The organism is Marinobacter gelidimuriae (assembly GCF_000372805.1).
Lineage (GTDB): Bacteria > Pseudomonadota > Gammaproteobacteria > Pseudomonadales > Oleiphilaceae > Marinobacter > Marinobacter gelidimuriae.
The window spans coordinates 1-2343 of the sequence record NZ_KB889836.1 but is presented as its reverse complement, the minus strand read 5'-3'; the positions used below and the strand labels follow the sequence as shown (position 1 = coordinate 2343).

Below are 2343 nucleotides of genomic sequence, written 5' to 3'. Positions count from 1 at the left end.
GTTGGGGTCATGCTGATTCCTCATGGAATGGGTGAGGAAGTCAGTGTGTGCAATCGGCGAGCCGAAATGTAGGTGCTGATTTATTGGCGCTTACGTTTTATGGGTGGTGTCGGAACCTTAATATTACGAGTTTTCCTATTTTATTTAATACCTTATGCGAAAACGTCAACAGCCCCTAGCCTTGTAACTAAATGATTCAACCTCAGTCTGAAGTTAGAAAACCATTTCGGAAGCGGAGCATTAAATATCCCTTAGGGGGACCTTTTAAGCTAGCGTGTTCAAACCCTGACGAGTTTTAAAAGTGGTTCAAACGAATATAAAGCGGGCCTCCTTCCTGCTGGTTGCTCAATAACCGAAATGACCCCCTTCTCAGACAAAACACGAGCGAATCGAGCAGCAGTTGCTGAGGGTATTCCACTATTGTTAGTAAATCGATTATTCCGAAATACCGGATTAGTAAACACAAAATCAAGCGCATTCACACTATATTTTGACGACAAAATATCAGAAAAAATGGGCTTCATATCCTCATATAATCCACGTATACCCTCTGCAATACTTAAGTTACGGATAGCCTGCTTTTCTATTGCATCAAGAAAAAATAAACACCACTGGGTCCAATCACCATCTTCAGAAACCTTCCTCATAATATCTATATACGCATCTTTATTTTCTTCAAAATATCCACTTATATAAAAATGAGGCGCTGAAATAGTTCCTGAACTCCAGAGCATTAGAGTGATGAGCATCCTACCAATGCGGCCATTGCCATCTTGAAAAGGGTGTAGGGATTCAAATTCCACATGTGCCACAGCGGTCTTTATCAATTCCGGGTGATCACTTTCATTAATATAGTTGAATAAGGCCTCAAGCCCATCATTCAATTTTTCCGGACTAATCGGTACAAATAGAATGTTTTTCTTTTGTCTGTCGGCTAAATAATTTTGCTCTGTTTTAAATTTCCCTGGCGCTTTGGTCGCTCCCCGACCTAGGGAGAGCAATCTTTGATGTATTCCTTTAACCATTGAAATAGATAACTTATACCCATCCTCCATAGCTCCTTGCGCTGAGCGCAATGCACGCTGATATAGAATAGTTTCGATCACGTCAGATCGGACATGGGAGGAATCTGCACCATCGTTTCCATAATCGGCCTCATACTTGAGAATCTCATCCATAGTGCTCACAGTGCCCTCCATTCTGGAAGAGATTACAGCCTCTTGGTTACGTAAAGGAGCTAAGAAGATCTCGCTATTGTGCATATTCTTGATCATTTGGTCATAACGCGCAATTGCGTCCGTAGCTTTGACGAGCGCGCCAACAAACCTCGAATAGTCGAGCTCTTGCGGCGGAAACTGGTCATAGTGGTATTGAACGGCGTTCTCGAGATTAAAGTCCATTAGGTATTCCTAAGAGAGTGAAGTCTTCAGTCATCTTAGCTTCAACACTTCTTGATATCAATATTTTTAGATTTGTTAACGACAAGTGGGTTTGTCTCTCAGGGATTCGTCACAAATCACCTTGAAGTGAAGTTTTCGCCGGAAATGCGAAACAAGGGTTTTTGACATGAATTTCTGATAGACAAAGAAGTTTGAGGTTGATATTACAGAAAAAATTCACGCCAAGACGTGTGCTTAAGCTATCTTTATCAACACTTAGGGGCTTGATGTCAGTAGAGGCACTACGAGCTGGCGTTGAGGCAGTGGAGCGCCAAACAGCGTTTAGAACGGCGCGAAGAAACTGGAATGTAATGGGCTTGACCATTCACCATCAGAGTTACGCCCAGCCCGTCGACGTATTCAGGTGATTCTAGCGATGATCGGAGCAAGTGTTTGGGTATTTTTACAAGGTGAAAATACTCCAAGGCAACGGGTGCCCACTGCCATAGAAATTCCGCATCCGTGTTGTAAGCGTTCAGTGAACTTACGGCAGCACAACTTCGCGCTATGCTGCCGTAAGTTCACGCTGGAGTTCAGAATTGCTGTAAACGCGTAATAGCATGCTGCAGCATCTGATCACTGAACAGCCTTGCTTTGCGTTCCGATGCTTGTTTTCCGGCTGGCCAGTTTTCAAGTCCATTTTTTATGCTATCAAGGGATGGCTTGCATCCTTCCCGCTCGAGGAGCCAGTCCACAGTCGCTAGGGTCTGTTGACAATTGCTCGTAAGCCTTTGAAAGGTAAGAGCAAGCTCGTATAATGAAGTTCCGAAACAGCAATCATACGAGCCCGCAATGCCCAGATACATGCACACAGAGGAGCTGTGGTCCAAGCTAAGAGAAATATTGCTTCAATTCAGTCTGTATAACAAGGCAGGTTTGCGCAAAACAGTCGAAGGCATTCTGT

At 43.7% G+C, this 2343-nt stretch carries 1 protein-coding gene and 1 pseudogene; one reads left to right on the top strand and one right to left on the bottom strand.

The window, feature by feature from the left end; genetic code table 11:
- Window positions 1–278: 278 nt before the first annotated feature.
- A complete protein-coding gene (locus A3OI_RS0102675) occupies window positions 279–1400 on the bottom strand; it encodes a Fic family protein (protein WP_018402803.1) in 1122 nt (373 codons plus the stop codon).
- Between the two features lie 831 nt (window positions 1401–2231).
- Between A3OI_RS0102675 and A3OI_RS23055 the strand changes: the two are divergent.
- Window positions 2232–2343: pseudogene (locus tag A3OI_RS23055) on the top strand (IS5/IS1182 family transposase); the annotation flags it as partial.